Here is a 19,362-nt window from a genome sequence, read left to right as displayed (position 1 = left end):
TGCTGTAATCTTTATAACGAGCGTGCAATGGTAGCCTTATTTTCGCCAATGTGTACTAATTTAATTACAATTCAAATCTATAATCTCAAATCCGCATGATTCCTGTTGGTGATAACGTTTTCTTTTTCACGCGTAAAAAGCCAATTATCGTTTACTGGCTGATTGGTTTTCATATTGCCTTGTTTTTATGGGAATTAAAACTGGAGTACAGTGGGGAATTAAGTACTTTTTTGAATGCTTGGGGTGTTGTTCCCGTACAGATAAGTGGAGCGATCGCAACTGCATTGTCCGGTAACCCAGCAGCTTGGATAGCTGTTCTCATGCGTTCGACTTCTCTACTGACAGGAATGTTCCTACACGGAAGTTTTAGCCAAATTTTAGGGAATTTAATCTTTCTGTGGGTTTTTGGGACAACTATTGAAAGTATTCTTGGATCTAAACGGTTTTTATTGTTTTACTTAGTTTCCGGTCTCTTGACTGGGCTTATACAAGTTGTAACCGAGCCCAGTTTAACGGTACCGTTAATTGGTACAAATGGGGTTATTGCGTCTATATTAGGAGCCTATGTGTTGAAATTTCCTCAAGCTAAAATTGATACTATTTTTCCTGCAATAATTATCTTTATTCCCCTAGAACTACCAGCTTTTTTCTATCTATTTTGGTGGTTTGTGCAGCAATTATCTTATGGAATTGGGAGTTTAAATATTTCCAGTGGTGTTAACCCTTTTAGCCCTGGTTACTGGACACATGGTTTGGGAATAGTTATCGGCGCGGTTTATATGAAGTTATCAGATTCACTGAATCAAGCTTAGTTAAGAAGGGCACTCACGCTAATTCAACCAAATATAAAGTAATGTAAACAAAATAAGCACCATCTTGGAATCTGCGTAAAATCCGTATCTATCTCCGATAAATTCTACAGGTAGGTGCATTAGGTAAGTTAATTCCTGTAGATTTGATTATAAAATTATTTTGCTGACATAGTCAAATCTCCGGAAAAGAGCTACCCCTCAGTGTAGCTTTAAGTATAATAAAAACTTTTTTTTATTTATTCGACTGCACAAGTTCTGACCTTTCAATCTATTTATTGATTTATCTATTAAACTTATGGCTAAATCTCAGTACGATTTTAAACGTAATTTAGCTATTGTTATCGGTATCGATGAATACTCAAATGGTATTCCATCCTTAAAGACTCCTGCTGCTGATGCTAAGAAACTTGCAGAAATTCTTCAGCGTGTTTACAAATATGAGATTCAGCTTCTACTCAACTCACAAGCCACCTTTTCTGGATTAAACTCTCTGCTTGCCAATTTTGAGAACAAGAAATTTCCTCTCGGTGATACTACCGTCCAGGTAGAAGAAAATGACCGGGTGCTGTTTTACTTTGCCGGACACGGGATTGCTCCTGTTGATGCACTGGAAAACAACGATGATTGCAGAGGGTATCTTGTCCCTTGTGATGCAAAAACTGATATTCTCTTTCAAAAACAAAATCTTCTCCTTCCCATGCAAGTTTTGCATGATGCTCTAGCAAAACTACCGTGCCGTCATATGCTAGTTATTTTAGATTGCTGTTTTGCGGGAGCATTTCGTTCAAGTTTTTATAGGAACGTTATGCCTGTACGAAAGGTATACAAGCAACGTTACGATCGCTTTATTAGCGAACCTGCATGGCAAGCGATTGCCTCTGCAGCTAACGATCAAAAAGCACTTGATTTATTGGGTTTCTTTGGGAAGCGAGAAACTGAAAATACGGAAGGGCATTCACCGTTTGCAAGTGCATTATTTGAAGCGTTGCAAGGTGATGCCGACACAACCCTCAAGAGAGGCGATGGTATTATCACTGCCACAGAAATTTATTCCTACGTCCGCGATAAAGTTGAGCAAATTACAGAGGATCGTAACATCCGCCAAACACCTCTTTTATTTCCTTTTAAAAAGCATGACAAAGGTGAGTTTATTTTTGTACTACCTCACTTTAATCGCGATAAGTTAGAGGACGCACCTGCACTTAACCCAGAAAACAACCCTTACCGGGGGCTAAAAAGCTATGAGGAAAAACACTCTCAATTGTTCTTTGGTAGGGATGAACTCATTAGCCAACTGTACACCCATGTTAATCAAAGCGATCGCCAACTGACTGTAGTTTTAGGAGTTTCTGGTTCTGGCAAATCAAGCTTGGTTAAAGCAGGGCTTATTCCTTATTTACGCAACCACCATAAGGAAGAATTTGAGATTCTACCTACGTTTCGACCGGGGAAGTCTCCCTTTACAGCACTTTCAGAGTCAGTTTTACAAAATGCTTACACAGCGATAGCAGAGAAACAAGAGGAAATCCATCGCTTAAGCAAAACACTCAAACAAGAGCCAACACAACTTACCAATATTATCGAAAAGTACAGCCAAGTTCCTGCTAATATCAAATTTTTACTAGTCATTGATGAATTTGAGGAACTCTTTACACTGTGCAAACAAAAAGAGCGAGAGGATTTCTTGAATTTCCTTGCACAAGCATTAGAGGCAAATCCTCAACTTTATATTGTATTGACATTGCGCTCTGACTTTGAACCACGTTTTATTGATTGTCCTCTCAAATCTACTTGGATTGCCGCACGCTTTCCAGTACGAGCCATGAAATCTGAGGAATTACGTGCCTGCATTGAAAGACCTGCTCGTGAAAAGATGTTGGACTTCGATCCCCCAACTCTTGTCGAACGCTTGAGCGATGAAGTTGGGCAGATGCCAGGGGCTTTGTCGCTGCTATCTTTTACCCTCAGCGAACTGTATGTAAAATGTGTAGAACGAGAAAAGCGAACTTTGAGAGAAGAAGATTATGAAACATTAGGAGGAGTTGCAGGTTCTTTAACACGTCGAGCCACAGAAGAATATAACAAACTGACCCCAGCGCAACGGGCAACGATGAAACGAGTCATGTTACGAATGGTAACCAATGAGGGTGGGGAGTCAGCACGGCGGCGAGTGCCTTTGTTAGAACTGGTGTATGCAAATGCGCGAGAAAATCAGCGCGTGCAAGAAGTCCTCACACGTCTTTCTCAAGCTCGTTTGATTGTTGGAGGACAAGAAACAGGCGGTGAACCTTATGTGGAACCAGCCCATGATGTGTTGGTACGCGGCTGGGAAAAGTTACAGCAATGGAAGCTCCAAGAACAAGAAAATATAGAATTGCAACAACGTTTAACACCAGCTGTTAATGATTGGTGCAAGAATAATCGAGCCACGAATTACTTATGGATTCGCGACCCTCGGCTCGTTCAGCTAGAAAAAGCACTGCAGTCTAAGGATAATAACTGGCTGAATCAGATAGAAACGGAATTTGTTCGAGATAGCATTCTGAGAAGGAAGGATGAGCTTGAGGAAACTAAGAAACTGCTACAAATTTCGGAAGAGCGTCGAGCAAGAGCAGAACTGCAACTCAAAGCAGCCAGAGTCCAAAATCTACTTCCGATAAAACCTCTCGATGGTTTAGTTCTCGCAGTAGCGACAATCGGACAGAATTTAAAAGAACTGCCAGTGGAAATTCTCAGCCCCGTACAATCCAGTTTAAGGACTGCTGTAGAAAAAGCCAGAGAACGCGATATTTTAGGAGATGGATATATATCGGCTGTTGCCATTAGCCCCAACAAGCAGTACATCGCTTACAGTATATCTCATCCTCACTCATTACATTTGTGTGATTTCCATGGTGATGTCATCATAGATTTGCCTATACCCAATAGCAATCATATCCGAACCCTCACGTTCAGTCCTGACAGTCAGACCCTTGTGGCAGTCAGTCATGAATATCAAGTATACCTGTGGGACGTGAACGGCAATTTCATCAGTAACTTTGCTGTGTCTGAAGATACTATTAACTCTATTGCTTTTAGCCCTGATGGTCAAAAAATTATCACGGGCAGTTCTGGGAGTCCGGGGAAAGTTCAATTATGGAATCTTCAAGGCAATTTAATCCGAGATTTTACGGTGTTCAAGGAGGGAGTTAATTCCGTTGCTTTTAGTCCTGATGGTCAATACATTGTCACTGCTAGTGTTGGGAACCCTGGTAAAGTTCAGTTATGGAATCTCAAAGGTAGTTTAGTCAAAGAATTTCCAGCGATTAAGGAGGGAGTTAATTCCGTTGCTTTTAGTCCTGATGGTCAATATATTGTTATTGGTAGTGCTGGTAGCCCAGGAAAAGTTCAGTTATGGAGTTTTAAAGGCAAGCTCATCAAAAGCTTCGTGTTAAATGAGGAGGAGCTTAACATTTGCGAAGATGGCGTTAAATCTGTTGCTTTCACCACTGATGGGCGCAAGATTATTTGTATCAGCCAATGTGAGGAAGACACACAATCAGTTATACTGCGATTGTGGAATTTAAAAGGGGATCTCTTACAAAAACCCGCACTCTATCCTAGCAATATTGCTATCACTGCAGATGGAAAATTTGCAGTGACAGGAAGTGGTGGCAACCGTGGTAAGGTGACGATATGGGATTTGCAAGGCAATGAAATTGATGTCTTCTCAGAACATAAAGCTGCTATCAATTCTGTGGCTGTCAGTGCTAGCGGGCAAAGCATTGTGAGCCTCAGCGATGATGGAATTGCATGGCTGCGAAATCTTAAGGGAAATACTATTTGCCAGCAACTTCAGCATAAGTCTGCTGTTAAGTCAGTTGCTATTAGCACTGATGGGCAAACCATCGCCAGTGGCAGCGATGATGGAACTGTACGTTTGTGGGATTCACAGGGTCATTTAATTAAGGATTTTCAGGCGTATCAAGCTGTTGTCAATTCAATTGTTGTCAGTAATGATGGCAGGACAATCATCACTTGTGGAAGTGACGACATGAGTGTTGATAAGATACGGTTGTGGGATTTAGAGGGCAACAAAATTGATGAGATTTTCTTTGAAGGTCAGATAACCCCTTTGCGGAAAGTCGCTATTAGTGCTGATGGACAGAGTATTGTGAGTATCAGCGATGTTGTGAAGATTCAGTTCTGGAACGGGCAGGGTGAGCTTATCGCTGAAATTTCTAAGGGCCATTCCTCTTTCATTATTTCAGTAGCTATTAGTGCCGATGGGCAAACTATTGTTACAAGTAGTGATGATGAAACTTTAAGATTGTGGGATAGGTGGGGTCAGCCTATCAGTGAACCTTTGCCCAATCCAATTCCTTGGTCAATCGCCGTTAGCCCTGATGGACAGTATGTTGTCAGTGGCAGTCGCGATAATTACGTGCGCTTGTGGGATCGGCAGGGTAACCTCATCGGTGAACCCCTTCAAGGACACACCGACGTTGTGAGCGCTGTCGCTATCAGCCATGATGGTCAAACGATTGTCAGTGGCAGCTGGGATGGAATAGTACGGTTGTGGCAAGGTGGTAACTGGAAAAACTGGCTCCAAGTTGCTTGCGATCGCTTGCGCTATCATCCCATCTTCAACGAACTTCCTACTGAAGTTGAGAAACAAGCCTGCGAAACTTGTAAAAAACACGTTTGGGAATAAAATGCCCGATGTGTTGGTAGGTTGGGTTGAGGGAACCAAACCCGCCTGACAGCATCCTCCCCTTAGTTAGATAAGGGGAGGAGTATTTCTATTTCACCAAACATGATAAAAAATATGCTCTCTACCTTGTTTCTGGTCAAATTTCCTAAACAGATACTGTTCTAGCTGTTGACAAATTGTGGGTAGCTTCCTGACGTAGAAGCTTTTTCAGAATTTTGCCAGTTTCACTTTTTGGCAGTGAATCAATAAACTCAACCACACGAGGTATTTTATAGTTTGCTATTCTTTTAGAACAAAAAGTAATAATTTGTTCTTTTGTGACGGTTTCACCTGGTTTTAGGACGATCTTGGTTTTAACTATCTCACCTTTTATTGGATGGGAATCACCGTAGACCGCACATTCAGCAACTGCTGGGTGTTGATAAATCACATTCTCAACTTCGCTGGGATAAACCTTCAAGCCAAAGACATTGATCATGTCTTTGAGGCGGTCAACAATATAGAAGTAGCCGTCTGAGTCCATTTGTCCAAGATCTCCAGTATGAAACCAACCATTTTTGAGAACTTGAGCAGTTTCACCAGGGCGGTTCCAATAACCAAGCATGACATTTGGGCCACGAACAACGATTTCACCAATTTCCCCTGGTTGTACTGGCTCACCATTAAGATTAACAATCTTCATTTCCACATCCTTAACAGGAGTGCCAATTGAACCAAATCTGTATTTCAAGTGATGGTTATAACTGGAAAAAGGAGATGTTTCCGTCAGACCATATCCTTCATGGATGACCATACCATATTTTGATTGCCATTTCTGTATGACTTCTTTTGGCATGGGTGCTGCCGCTGTAAAGTAATAGCGTACAGATGTCAGATCGTAGTCTGATGTATCTGTATTCAGTAGTTTGATGAAAATTGTTGGCACACCGAAAAAGAGGGTAATACCATCAGTGGCAATGCTTTTCAGGACTTGCTTGGGATGAAAACGGCGTTGCAGAATGATGGTTGCGTAAGAGTTCAGTCCAGCATTGAGAATAGCATTTTGCCCAAAGCAATGGAATAGGGGTAAGTAAAGCAGTAATCGGTCTTCAGGCTTAGTTTGATAACAATGGTTAGCGGCGTCAATGTTGGAAATTACATTGCCATGCGAAAGCATAGCCCCTTTAGGAAAGCCTGTTGTACCTGATGTGTAGATAATGATAGCTGGATCGTTGCAATCCATATCTAAAGCACACGCATTAGGTGAAGCATTTGAGATTAAATCTTGCAAGCTAGTTCCAACTCTTGCTTGACCTTCTGCAATTAAAATGTGTTTCAGATCGGGTATTTCTGAATCTGGTACATTTTCGCTAAGTGAATCTGTTGTTATGAGTACTTTGACAGAGCAGTCATGAAGAATAAATTTAACTTCGTTCTTTTGAAGGTTGAAATTTAGTGAAACTGCTATGGCACCAATTTTTAAAATACCAAGATATGAAAAGATAAATTCAGGAATGTTTGGTAATAATAGTGCCACTCTTTCACCGCGTTCAATACCTAATTTACGTAAAGCATTAGCAACGCGGTTGCTTATTTCATTAAGCTCCTTGTAAGTAAAAGATCTTTCCTCAAAGATGAGAGCAGTTTTATTGGGAAAAAAGTGGTGTCCCCGTTCTACATGCTGTGCAATGTTCATAATTTTTGAAGATTCACTTTAAGTTGGACACAAGCTCTTTAACTGCTTGTATAATTTTGCCATTGGCAGCAATATCAACTGCAATCTGCACAATATGCTCATCTAAGGATTGCTCATCATCATTCCAGATGTATGGTCGGTTTGTACTTGGTGCTCGTCCGACAACTTCACGCATTGCAGTGTACAATTCAGTTGTTGCAGGTGACAAACAAGAACGTGCGTCGTAATGACCAACTGTTAAATATGTCCGTAGGTCAACGGCTTGCACTGCAAACATAAGAGCAATCGCCATGTATTGCTGAAAAATTTCGACCGCATGTCGTGCTAGAGTTGCCGAATTAAATCCTTGACTATTAATGTTTTGGTTAAATTGTTCAGCATGGGTTGGAAAGCGGTCTGCGATTGAATTTCCGTAAAATGCCAACAACGGCATGAGTGAGTTTCCAGCTATCTGCAGACCTTTAAGCCCCATATTGATTTTACGTTCTTGGTTACCGACCAGAGATGGTGGTAATCCATTGTTAAACTCTGGTGCAACAAGTAGTGCAATTTGTACATCTAAGTGTTTAGCTAATAACCCCATATAGTAGCGCAGGTGATCCATACCTATACCTACGTACTGTCCCAGAAAATTGCCACCATGATAACTGGCTTTATTCTCAACATCAATGATTGGATTATCAGTGATAGAGTTCATTTCAATCTCAATTTGCCTTCCTATCTGGGCTAGCCCATCGACAATTGGTCCCATGTACTGTGGCAAACAACGGAGAGAATAACGATCCTGTATTGGTTGTTGACCTCGATGATTGTGAGAACCATCTAACTCGTCGCAAATTAAACGAGAACCAGCAAGAAGTTCTAGCAATTGTGCTGCTACCCATTTTTGACCGATATGTGGTTTACCTTGATGAATAAATGGATGAAGCGACTGATTTGTTCCGTTCAAACCTTGGACGATCAAGGCATGAACACTTATGGATAGGGCTAGTAAAACTCGGACGTCATATACACATAAAGCAGCAATTCCCGTCATCACTGATGTGCCGTTTGTCATTGCCAACCCTTCTTTTGGTAGCAGTTGCAGTGGCGGCAAACCAATTTTTTGAAGCACTGTTGGAGCATCTATGTCTTCGCCTTGAAAGTCAACTGTGTAGTTGTTATCGAGACCAATTAACGCACCAGTGATATAAGCCAAAGGGATTAAGTCCCCACTGGCACCAATTGAGCCAAATTCATACACGTGTGGTGTAATACCAGCATTGAGGAAAGTTGCAATACGCTGGATAAGTTCGAGGCGGATGCCGGATGCACCATGCAAGTGCGAACAAGCACGCAAAAGCATGGCTGCACGGATATCTGGATGCGGTAATCGCTTTCCTACTCCTGACTTCAGAAAACGAAGGAGGTTATTTTGTAGCAAAGCGGCTTCTTCAGGGGAAATAGCGATATTTGCCATGCCACCAAAGCCCGTTGTCACTCCATAAATTGGCATTCCCGATTCCACAGCATTGGCAATGTAATCGCACGATGCTTGAACACCTTGCAAGATATCATCCCTATCTGTTAAGCATACTCGTGCGCCATAACGTGCCACGCTGACTACATCGTCTATTGTTAAGTTCTGTTTGCCTACAACTACGGTTGAATTTGAATTTTTTGTAAATGTTAATGAACCAACGGAGCTTTTATTACTTGGTGGTGATGCTGTATTCATTGCGATTTCCTTGCCGCGCCTATGTATCTAGTCTCGAAAACTGGAGAATTTTTGCCAGAAATGGCATCTTTACAAAAACATTTCATTAAACTTTTTGTAAAAGTATGTAAAAACCAGTGACAAAAGAGGTTTATTCAGTTTCTTAACTTCAGGAATTACTCAGAAGATACACAGAGTCTAAAGTTTTTTCTAAAAATTTTGTTCGACAGGCTTGACGCTGAATCTTACCACTAGACGTTTTAGGAATGGTTCCAGTTTTGAGTAGCACTATAGTGTACACCTCCAATTCATGTTCGACTTTTAATGCTTGACAAATATTTCCCACGACTTCATGTGCATCTAATTTATGTAGATAGGTTCGCTCAATTTCATGAACAATCACTAACCGTTCTTGAGATTGAACCTCAACAGTAAAAGCTGCTCCACAACTAGAGCGCAGTGCGGGGTGGCTCTGTTCAACCGTGCGCTCAATATCTTGAGGATAAAAGTTATTACCCCGAATAATCAGTACGTCTTTAATGCGCCCTGTAACAAATAATTCGCCATCTTTGAAAAAACCTAAATCTCCAGTGCGTAAGAATGGACCATCTCCTGTGTCTTTTAAATAGGCATGAAAAGTTTGGATTGTCTCCTCGGGTAATCCCCAGTAGCCCCCAGCTACACTGGTGCTTGATACCCAAACCTCTCCTACCTCTAAGGGCGCACAACAAGTTAAGTTTTCAGGATGAACAATGACAATTTTGGCATTAATCTCAGAATATCCACATCCAATAAGAGTATGTGCTTTGCACTGAAAGCCATTTGCTTGCACGATTCGATTTTGCGCTAACGCTTCAGCGTCAACTTTATAAAAAGTTGGCACATCTTCTTTTCTTGTTGCTGTTACCTTCAGCGTAGCTTCCGCTAAGCCGTAGCCTTGGCAAAAGCTGCTCATTTTAAAACCGCATGGTTCAAAGGTTTCTACAAACTTCTGTAAAATGTCTCCGCTCACTGGTTCAGATCCATTGAGAGCCACTTGCCAGCTACTGAGATCTAAAGTCGCTCGTTGCTCTTTTGTAATCCTACGTATACAAAGGTCATAGGCGAAGTTAGGACCTCCACTGTGGGTTGCCCGTAACCGTGAAATTGCTTTTAGCCATAGGTATGGACGCTGTACGAACGACAGAGGTGACATCATGTAGACTGGAAACCCTTTGTATAGGGGCTGAAGCAGCCCATAAATCAGTCCCATATCGTGGAATGTTGGCAGCCATGTCACCATAACACTCTCGGAGTTGTGCTTCCACGCATAGTCATTGTCTGCTGCAGTGGAAAACAAATTTCCATGACTAACCATCACTCCTTTCGGTTTTCCAGTAGAGCCAGAGGTGTACTGCAAGAATGCTAAGGTATCACAGCTAGCTGTAGTGGGTTGCCAAGTCTCGGATTGCTCGTCACCAATCGTACAAGTAGCTATCCAATTTAATGTTCCTAAATCAGGATATTCTTTTAACTGAGGTTGTATCGTGTGAAGAAAAGATTCTGTGGAGAGAGCCATTGATACATCAGCATCAGCTATGATTGCTTGTAGTTTCAACATGGGACGATTTGGACGAGGAGCGTTCACAGGAATTGCTAGTATACCTGCATATAAGCACCCAAAGAAAGCAGTGATAAATTCTAGACCAGGTGGGTACACTAGTAAAGCCCTGTCGTTAGTCATGCCTTGTGATTGCAGGTATGCAGCGATCGCTCTGGCTTTTGTGTCTAACTCTTGATATGTCAGTCGGGCAGTTTCTCGATCTCCATCCCCTAAAAAAATGTATCCTGTCCGGTCGGGTTGGTGCCGTGCCCTGTACATCAGGAGATCTACCCAAGACCGCACATTGTTTTTTTCTAAATTTTTTATAGCTTCAATGGAATTGAAGTTAATGTTGTTGCGAGGAAAAATTTCATTAACTTGGATGTGTTTTTTCTGTAATGTCTTCGAGAAAATTGGAAATAGATCTTCTGCACCTTGTGGATTATTTGTAATTGCCATAATTTTGGGAATTTGTCAAACAATTAGAAACTCTTTACCAGTCAAAAAATTAAATTTTTTAGAAGAGCTTATTTATTCAAATTTCTTGTTTATAATTTGAGAAAATAAATGTTCAGCCAAGCTTTGGATAGTTGGGTAATTATACACTAATGTTGGAGGTAAACTACAACCTAACCAATCTTCTATATCTGCTACCATCCCTATGAGAATTGTAGAATCAAGCCCGTAGCGATCGTAAGGAACTGTTATATCTAGTCTTGTTGAGTCAATTTTTAACTGCTCAATCATATATGATATCAACCAATTTTGAATTTCTACCTCAGAATAGGCTTGACTGCTGTTATCTGCTTTCACTGGATTTACTTGGTTTTGTTGCATTTTCAATCTACTCCTAGTTACCAATTATCAATCAATAGTGAATTAAGTAAGTAGGCAAGAACAAAGGAAACTAAGTGAAAATTAGCTTGTATTAGGGCAAAAAGTGCTAGCTGCTGTAGGCTCAACAATACTACTACAAAGTAAGAGTTAGTTATTAATGCCGACCTACTCACAGTCTAAACTTCTGTCACTTTAACGCTCTGTAGAATATGCCTTTTAATTATTTTGCATAGTTGCTTTTAAGGTGGCTAATTCCTCTTGTACGGCTTCCAGTGCTAATTTCTGTTGGTTAATGAGTTCCTGCTGTTGCTTAATTGCTTCGACTAAAATCGGCGTTAACCGAGAATAATCAAGAGCTTTGTAACCAAGAGAGTCAGTAAAAACCAACTCCGGACAAACCGTTTCTATCTCTTGTCCAATGAAGCCAATTTGCGGTCGATCGCCAAATTCTTTTTCGGAAAATTCTTTTTGCTTCCATTGGTAACGCACACCGCGCATTGCCAGCACTTTCTCCAAAGCATCGGATATGAGACTTATATCCTCTTTGTAACGCAGGTCGGAAGGTGCGGTGATATTTGTCGCTTTAATATTGCCATTCACATCCAATTTTTCACTGGGGGTTGTTGTTCCAATGCCAACATTCCCTCCAGCTTGAAGAAATAATCGACCATCTGCAACTCCCGATTCTACAAAGTTGAGCCCAGATTTATTGTTAAACTTCTGATTAATGTGCCATTTGGTAGAACCATTTGGTTCATTGAAGCTAATCAATTCTTGAGCAGCCCCAGCAGCTTCAACGATCAGAGGACGATTGAAATTAGTGATGCCTTTACCAATACCAACGTTCCCGTTGTTAATAGTTAATCTTTCAGCACCAAATTGAAAGAAACTAATTCTATCATCTGCATCATTTTCACACCCAATCAACAACTTGGTTTTTTCTCCACCACCATCAATGAAGTAGCGAATGTAAGCTTTATCACCATAACCTCCACCAGGGTCTCTTGGAAATAAAATTCCTGCTGTATCACTTCTTCCTACTTCTGGCATGATAGCTCCATTGCGTACTTGCAGTTTTGCTTGAGGTGTAGTTGTGCCAATACCAACATTGCCATTAGCTGTAACTCCGAGCAAAGCACCTGTTTCACTTGAACCAAGACGAAGTGTACCGTCAGCGTTATACAGAGAGAAATTATCACCCGCTACGTGTGGGTTAGGATAAGAAGTTAGATTACGTCTGTAAAGATATATACCTGCTAATTTTCCCGAAGCAACAATTTGACCTTCGCCTTGACCAAAATCAATCAATCCTACGGAAAGGTTAGACGTTACATGAAGTTCGCCATCAATTGTTTGCTGAGCCATACTTTTTTCCTCCTTATGTCACTGAATGAGAAGATTGCATGATTTCCGCGATCGCAAAAAAGCTTACGAAGAATGTAAAGATAAAATTTACTCCCAGCCATAATTACTGCGATAGTCTTGTGCTGGTACCACTTGCCAACTAGCATTTCCTGAAAATTCTAGAACTGTGTCATGATACTGTAATAAGCTTTGTCGGTGCCCAACACTAATATAAGTCGAGCCAGTTTGTTGCAACTGACGATAAACATTCTCCTCGTTCTCTAAATCTAAAGCACTTGTTGCTTCATCCAAAATGATGTAGTGAGGACGTGTAACTAATACTCGCGCAAATGCAAGACGTTGTTGTTCTCCTAAAGATAAAATATTTTCCCAATATTTTTCTGCATCAAAACCACCAACTCTTGTCAATAAGTCTTGAAGGTTAACTTGTTGCAGCACCTGTTCAAGTTCCTCGTCTGTCAATTGGCGATTCCTGTTGGGATATAACATTTGTTCTCGCAACGTTCCCAAAATCATATATGGACGTTGTGGTAGAAACAAAATTTCTTCTAAGTTGGGTCGAATGATGTGACCGATGCCCGCTTGCCATAACCCAGCAATCGCCCTTAAAAGAGAACTTTTCCCACGACCACTTGAACCTACAATCAGCAATCCCGTACCTGTTTCTACCGAGACTGATAAATCTTGAACTAAAACCCGCTCTGAGTTGGGAGTTTGCAATGTGAGTCGATCGAGGGCGATACGATCTTCTTCAACTGTTTCAATTCTACTTGCCAATTGCTGTTGTCTAGTGACTGCTTCCAAAACATCAGAGAAGGTGGCTAAACGATTTATCAAATTAGCTACCCGACCTCCCGAACCTAATTCACCCACAACCACTCCTAGAGCTGATGAAATCACACTAGCAGCTGTGCTTGCTTGGATAATTTCTCCTAGCTCTATTGTATCCATAAAGTATAAGGGGGCAAGCGCTATAAATGGAATTAAAAGGATAAGAAACTGATATCCATTTGTAAACAATTCTTTATTTCTCTGCCAGCCATTCACTCGCTCATCATCTTGGATGACGTTAGTGAATTTTTGCCTGACAATACGTGATTCTTGAATTTCACCCTGATAAAAAGCCACAGATTCAGCATTATCACGTACATGGGTCAAACTATATCTGTAGTCTGCTAAAGTGTCAACTTGTTCGGATTTAATTCTAATCAACTCTTGACCAAAAAAAAGCGCTATCCCATTGCCAACAATAGCATAAATCACTAGTAAAACTGCCACCCATCTAGAAATTGACCACAGAATGCTAGTAAAAATAACTATTTCTATAAATTTATCAATTAAAGTAAAAGATATATTTATAATTGTCCTGGGTATTGGTTCTATTTCCTGGGATATTCTTTGGTCTGGGTTTTCAATAGAAGGTTCAAAATTTATATGATAATAAGCGCGATCGCGGAAATATTTATCCAAAACGTGATTTGTTAGCCATTTATACCAATCGATAGCAAGTGTTCTTTTGATATAATTATTTAAGGCTAAAATTGGTGCTAGCAGACCAAGCAAAAGAGCGTAGATAATTAGTTGCTTAGTATAATTTGAAACATCATGTAGTTCGAGTAAATCTATTAAGTTTGCAACTAGATAGCTATTAAATGCACCAATTCCATTAATGACTAGTAGCAATGCCAACAACATAGCTACCATCGACCATGACCAAAAACTTTCTTGAACTGTTCTTCCTTCTTCCTTCACTGGAAACCAGTAAGGTTTGGCAATTGCTAAAAATTGCTTCCAAAATTGATTATCAAATATATTCATCATATATTTTCACTGCTGAAAAGCATATTGAAGTAGGGCTTATTGCCGATATTATAAATAAACATTACAATGAATGCTTATATCCAATTGCAGATAAAAAACCTCCTTTTCGTAGAGCATTTATACTATCTTTAACTGCCTGAATTACATAATCAAGATCTGCATCACTATGGGCTGTAGAAAGAAAACAGTTGCGCCCTTCCCAAATGTAAACTCCTTTCTCCAATAGGTGATAGAATAGCAAATCTAGATTGCCGGAAAAAGAAAAGCGAAACAGAGAACCACAATGAACAATGGAAATAGGTACATTTTCCGCTCTAAAGTAAGTATTCAGAGTTTCAGCTAAATACAAGGTGCGCTGATTTAATTGCTGCTGAAGGTTATTGCCTTGCTCCTTAAGATGCTGAAGGACTGCTTTTGCAGCCGTCATAGTCATGTGATTTTTATTAAAAGTTCCTGCAAAAAATGTCTTGTTTGCTTGAGGATAGGAGGCATCTCCATAGTTCCACCAACCACCATCGATTCCATTCATATAAGCTGCTTTACCGGCGACAACCCCAATTGGCAAGCCACCGCCTATGATTTTGCCATAAATAGCCATGTCTGCCTCAACCCCAAACCACGCTTGCGTTCCACCTTGGTGAATGCGGAAGCCTGTCAATACATCATCAAAAATCAGGGCTGTTCCTGCTGCTTGTGTTAGTTGTCTTAATTTGTGTAAAAACTCTTTGGGTTGTAATTCGGGTTGACGACTCTGAACGGGTTCTACTAGCACTGCAGCTAATTCATGACCGTGGGCTTGCAAAATATCAATTGATTCGGAAGACCCATAATCCAGTACTAAAACATCTTTAACTGCTTGCGGAGATACTCCTACCATTGGCACAGCATCAACTTCATGCTTTGATGCTGTTGCTAAAACTCCATCAAAATGACCGTGATAAGAATTAGTAAATCGAGCAATCTTATGACGCCCAGTTGTAGTACGTGCCAGACGCAGGGCTGTCATCACAGCTTCTGTCCCTGAGTTACAAAAGACTGTTCGTTCCATACCCGTTAGTTCGCAAATGAGTTCAGCCACCTCTCCTGCTAGATTTGACTGTGGACCAATTTGTAAGCCTTGTTGAAGTTGAGATTCTATAGCTGCTTTGACAAATGGTGGATTATGACCAAAAAGAAGAACTCCAAATCCCATTGTTAAATCCACGTACTCGTTACCGTCGATATCCCACAATTTCGAGCCTTGAGCTTTTTCTCCAATGACAGGATATAGGATTTCTTTGATGGAAAAACGAAAACCTGCCACAGATCTGCTGTCGGCTAAAACTTGGCGATAAGTTTGTGCTTTCTGTTTTGATTTTTGAGTACGTTTAGTATAGCTTGCTATTAACGCTTCCAAATGCTGCTGTTGCTTTGTCTTTAGACCATTTTCTGAATTTTGTAAGGGAGGAATGGAAGAAATTTGTTCAGAGGGATAATGTTTTCTTGGCAAATCGGTAGCAGGTTGTTTTGCTGGATGAGCAGACTGTAACAATTGATGTTCATCTGATGAAACATTGTCTGCAGGCAGACTATTGTTACTGAGAATCTCCAACTGTCGGGACATAATTTGAAGTTGTTGCCTCATAATACGTTCCAATGCAGTCTCAGAGATTTCTCCCTGTGCAAATGCTTGGATGTTCTGCCTTGGTGTCTCTATAGACACCGATGCGATCGCATCCCTCTGGTTAGGAGGTTGCATTTGTACTTCAGCTTCAGAAGGTTGTGGGTTATTCGTCAAAATCCATTCTGGAGACAAATTCTGGTCTATGTAAGTTGCTAGTTTACTGACGTCTGTCAAATTCTCAAACACCTGGCGAATAGCAATCTTAAGCCCATAAAGACTTTCAACAGTTTGCAATGCCTCTATAAGAATGATGGAATCAGCTCCCATCTCCAAAAAAGGAGCATGAATATCCACTTCAGACACAGAGATCCGAAGCGATTCCGCTACTAGAGAAATTAATCTTGAAAGTATGATGTCTCGCTGGGTCTTGACTGGAGGTGCCGCAACTTGAAGTTCAGGCTCCTTTTCACTTAGGTTCTTTTTAGCTGTGTGATTTAAATGATGATTCACAGGCAAACCTACTTCTTCAAACCAATAACGTTTTTCTTGGAAAGGATAGGTGGGCAGCGATAGACGACTTCTTGTGTAATGACTCTCGAAGCCAGTCCAGTTGATATTAACTCCTCGTACATAGAGAGCAGATAAGCTTTCAAGCAACACCTGCCAATCATCCCGTCCTTGCACTAAAGAAGGTAACCAAGTTGCTTTGGCTTTTTGCTGACAGTGCCTGCCTAAATTAGATAATATAGGTTTTGAACCAATTTCTAAAAATATTTCATAACCTTGTTGCAATATAGTATTGATACCTGAGACAAATTGCACTGCCTCCCGAGAGTGGCGTCGCCAGTACTTAGCATCAAGTGTGTGGGAGGGGGATATTATTTGACCTGTCAAATTAGAAATGAGTGGAATGGATGGTGGTTGCCAAGGAACCTGACGTGTTATTTCCTCGAATTCCGCTAAAATCGGCTCCATTAAAGGAGAGTGAAAGGCGTGGGAAACTTTTAAAGGTTTTGTTTCAATACCCCGTTCTTTCAGAATAGCCTGTACAACCTCCAACACTTGGCTCTGACCGGAAATCACGACATTCTGGGAACTGTTGATAGCAGCAATAGAAATATCTCGGATATAAGGTTGAATAATTGCGTTTACTTGCGCTTCATCCGCAAATACAGCCAGCATTCCCCCAATTGGAGGTAGTCCTTGCATGAGTCGCCCTCGTTCGGCAATCAGTTTTAGCCCATCTTCTAAACTGAAGACTCCCGCAACAGTTGCAGCGACGTATTCCCCAAGACTATGACCCATAACGACTGCTGGTTCCACTCCCCAAGACCGCCATAACTCAAAGAGGGCATATTCCACAGCGAATAATACTGGTTGCGTGTAGGCAGTTTGGTCGAGTAGTGAATTTTCAGATTGGGGGTAAAGTACTTCCAATAAAGGTTGTTCTAAATAAGACCGCAAAATGTCATCGCAGCATTCAAGAGTTTGCCGGAAAATAGGTTGCGTTTCATAGAGTTGGCGACCCATTCCGATGTACTGCGATCCCTGACCGGTAAACAAGAATGCTATTTTGGGAAATGTTGTTCTTTCCACTTGACCTGTCAGCACGCCTGGGGCAATGCGATCGCGAATATAGGTAGCGAGTTGGTGAGAAACTTCTGCAGTGGTGGAACCTGACACCGCCAGTCGGTAATTAAAATGCTTTCTCCCTGTATTGCAGGTAAAGCAAATATTCTCGAATGGCAACTCTGGATGGCTTGTCAGGTGTTTTTCATACCTTTGGGCTAACTGTAATAAGGCTTCGTCTGTCTTAGCGGAAAGCGTCAACAAGTGCAAAGGACGTTCTAGGGATTTTGGATGAGTTTCCTCAGATTTTGAAACGGGGGCTTCTTCCAAGATGATATGACAGTTAGTACCACTGGCTCCAAAAGAACTCACTCCTGCAATCCGTGTCTTTTCCCCCCTCAACCAAGGTGTTTGCTTGGTTGTTACAGTTATAGGCAGTTCATCCCAATTTACATAAGGGTTCGGCTGAGAAAAGTGCAAATGGGGAGGAATTTGCTGGTGTTGCAGTGCTAACACCACCTTGATTAAACTTGCCACTCCAGCTGCCGATTCCGTATGCCCAATATTGGTTTTGACCGAACCAATCATGAGGGGAGATTCTGCTGTTCGCCCCTCACCTAGCACAGCCCCCAAGGCTTTCACTTCAATGGGATCTCCCAAGGAAGTCCCCGTGCCATGAGTTTCTACATAGTCCACATCAGATGGTTTTATCTTTGCTTTTGCCAACGCTTGACCGATAACAACTTCTTGAGCTGTTTTATTAGGAACCGTAAACCCACTACTTGCACCGTCTTGATTTACGGCAGAACCGCGAATGATTGCTAGAATGTTATCTCCATTTGCAACTGCGTCAGAAAGGCGTTTGAGTACCAACATTCCACAGCCTTCGCCTCTGACGATTCCATCGGCATCAGCATCGAAGGTTTTACAGCGACCATTTACAGAAAGCATTTTAGCTTTGGAAAGGGCTACACTGTTTTCTGGAGAAAGAATTACGTTCACTCCACCTGCTAGAGCATAAGTACACTCGTAATTGCGTAGACTTTGACAAGCCAAATGAACGCTCACTAAGGACGACGAGCAAGCTGTATCGATCGCCATACAAGGACCGTGCAGTCCCAAAATATAAGATAAGCGTCCTGCAACAGCATTCAGGGGGTTACCTGTCAGATAATGGGCATCTATTTGGTTAACGCCAGATAGTACAAGAAGTTGTGCGTAATCATGGGTTGTAATTCCCACAAAAACCCCAGCTTGAGGAGCATCATTCGGATTTGGAACAATCCCAGCTCTTTCCAACGCTTCCCAACTGACTTGAAGCATTAAGCGCTGCTGGGGATCTATTTTCATTGCTTCCCTGGGGGAGATACCAAAGAATTTAGGGTCAAACTGGTCTATCTCCTGCAAAAACCCTCCGTGTCGGGTACACATTTTCCCTGGAGTATCTGGATTGGGATCGTAGTAAGCATCAATATTCCATCGCTGTGGAGGTACTTCTGTGATGGCATCTACCCCATTCATCAAAAGTTCCCAGAATGATTCTGGGTCAGTTGCTCCCCCTGGAAAACGACACGATAAGCCAATAATGGCTATAGGTTCAGTTTGAGCATTTTCTAAAGCACTGAGCTTGGATTGCATTTTTTCCAGCTTCAGCAGTGCATTTTCCATCAACGATCTATAATTGATACTTGTTGAGCGATCGCTCATCC

9 protein-coding genes are annotated in these 19,362 nt (G+C 41.4%); 2 read left to right on the top strand and 7 right to left on the bottom strand.

The window, feature by feature from the left end:
* The first annotated feature begins 95 nt into the window (after positions 1–95).
* Positions 96–812: a rhomboid family intramembrane serine protease gene (locus ACYRY3_RS43470; protein WP_460208050.1), complete on the top strand. Its 717-nt coding sequence runs from the start codon at positions 96–98 to the stop codon at positions 810–812.
* Positions 813–1,107: 295 nt separating this feature from the next.
* A complete protein-coding gene (locus ACYRY3_RS43465) occupies positions 1,108–5,505 on the top strand; it encodes an nSTAND1 domain-containing NTPase (RefSeq protein ID WP_460208048.1) in 4,398 nt (1,465 codons plus the stop codon).
* 145 nt (positions 5,506–5,650) lie between these two features.
* Here the strand turns inward: ACYRY3_RS43465 and ACYRY3_RS43460 are convergent, their stop codons facing one another.
* The 7 genes from ACYRY3_RS43460 to ACYRY3_RS43430 all read right to left on the bottom strand — a co-directional run bounded on the left by ACYRY3_RS43460 (position 5,651) and on the right by ACYRY3_RS43430 (position 19,360).
* Positions 5,651–7,180, bottom strand: coding sequence for a class I adenylate-forming enzyme family protein (locus ACYRY3_RS43460; RefSeq protein WP_460208047.1), 1,530 nt, complete (start codon positions 7,178–7,180; stop codon positions 5,651–5,653).
* Between the two features lie 13 nt (positions 7,181–7,193).
* Positions 7,194–8,897, bottom strand: a complete 1,704-nt coding sequence (locus ACYRY3_RS43455) for an HAL/PAL/TAL family ammonia-lyase (protein ID WP_460208046.1) — start codon at positions 8,895–8,897, stop codon at positions 7,194–7,196.
* A gap of 148 nt (positions 8,898–9,045) precedes the next feature.
* Entirely contained in the window at positions 9,046–10,917 is a 1,872-nt protein-coding gene (locus tag ACYRY3_RS43450) for a fatty acyl-AMP ligase (RefSeq protein ID WP_460208045.1), read from the bottom strand.
* Between the two features lie 72 nt (positions 10,918–10,989).
* Complete coding sequence (locus ACYRY3_RS43445) at positions 10,990–11,295, bottom strand: acyl carrier protein (RefSeq protein ID WP_460208044.1); 306 nt, start codon at positions 11,293–11,295, stop codon at positions 10,990–10,992.
* A 216-nt stretch (positions 11,296–11,511) separates the two neighbouring features.
* Positions 11,512–12,660, bottom strand: a complete 1,149-nt coding sequence (locus ACYRY3_RS43440) for a tail fiber domain-containing protein (RefSeq protein ID WP_460208043.1) — start codon at positions 12,658–12,660, stop codon at positions 11,512–11,514.
* An 87-nt stretch (positions 12,661–12,747) separates the two neighbouring features.
* A complete protein-coding gene (locus ACYRY3_RS43435) occupies positions 12,748–14,481 on the bottom strand; it encodes an ABC transporter ATP-binding protein/permease (RefSeq protein ID WP_460208042.1) in 1,734 nt (577 codons plus the stop codon).
* A 61-nt stretch (positions 14,482–14,542) separates the two neighbouring features.
* Positions 14,543–19,360: an aminotransferase class III-fold pyridoxal phosphate-dependent enzyme gene (locus tag ACYRY3_RS43430; RefSeq protein WP_460208041.1), complete on the bottom strand. Its 4,818-nt coding sequence runs from the start codon at positions 19,358–19,360 to the stop codon at positions 14,543–14,545.
* Between the last annotated feature and the right edge of the window lie 2 nt (positions 19,361–19,362).

The organism is Scytonema sp. NUACC21, from assembly GCF_054684315.1.
The sequence above is the reverse complement of the archived record's forward strand: the minus strand, read 5'-3'. Positions and strand labels throughout refer to the sequence as shown.

Coding starts and splice junctions, on each gene's coding strand:
- ACYRY3_RS43470 (WP_460208050.1), top strand. CDS start 96: ATGATTCCTGTTGGTGATAACGTTTTCTTTTTCACGCGTAAAAAGCCA.
- ACYRY3_RS43465 (WP_460208048.1), top strand. CDS start 1,108: ATGGCTAAATCTCAGTACGATTTTAAACGTAATTTAGCTATTGTTATC.
- ACYRY3_RS43460 (WP_460208047.1), bottom strand. CDS start 7,180: ATGAACATTGCACAGCATGTAGAACGGGGACACCACTTTTTTCCCAAT.
- ACYRY3_RS43455 (WP_460208046.1), bottom strand. CDS start 8,897: ATGAATACAGCATCACCACCAAGTAATAAAAGCTCCGTTGGTTCATTA.
- ACYRY3_RS43450 (WP_460208045.1), bottom strand. CDS start 10,917: ATGGCAATTACAAATAATCCACAAGGTGCAGAAGATCTATTTCCAATT.
- ACYRY3_RS43445 (WP_460208044.1), bottom strand. CDS start 11,295: ATGCAACAAAACCAAGTAAATCCAGTGAAAGCAGATAACAGCAGTCAA.
- ACYRY3_RS43440 (WP_460208043.1), bottom strand. CDS start 12,660: ATGGCTCAGCAAACAATTGATGGCGAACTTCATGTAACGTCTAACCTT.
- ACYRY3_RS43435 (WP_460208042.1), bottom strand. CDS start 14,481: ATGATGAATATATTTGATAATCAATTTTGGAAGCAATTTTTAGCAATT.
- ACYRY3_RS43430 (WP_460208041.1), bottom strand. CDS start 19,360: ATGAGCGATCGCTCAACAAGTATCAATTATAGATCGTTGATGGAAAAT.